This is a genomic window from Jeotgalibacillus sp. ET6, from assembly GCF_029667115.1.
Classification (GTDB): Bacteria; Bacillota; Bacilli; order Bacillales; family Jeotgalibacillaceae; genus Jeotgalibacillus.
The window spans coordinates 1-245 of the sequence record NZ_JARUIU010000230.1 but is presented as its reverse complement, the minus strand read 5'-3'; the positions used below and the strand labels follow the sequence as shown (position 1 = coordinate 245).

The window sequence follows — 245 nt, the reverse complement described above, 5'->3', positions numbered from 1 at the left end:
CTACCGTTTGTGGTGTTGGGTTCACAATATCAACAAGACGTTTGTGTGTGCGCATTTCAAATTTATAATAAGGATACGAAGACAGTGGAGCAAATCTGTTTTTAATAAAAGACCCTAAACGACGGGAGATTTTCCATGAAGAACCTGTATAACGATTGTTTGATAGAGATGGGTAATTTCTTGATTCCTTGTATAGCCCTGGAATCATCATTGTTGCCAGGACCAGATAAAACACTTTTTCTTTG

1 protein-coding gene is annotated in these 245 nt (G+C 37.6%); it reads right to left on the bottom strand.

Features of this window, described 5'->3' with window-relative positions; genetic code table 11:
* The coding region (locus tag P6709_RS20665; protein WP_442905385.1) for a 30S ribosomal protein S10 at positions 1-245 on the bottom strand (245 nt) is incomplete at both ends.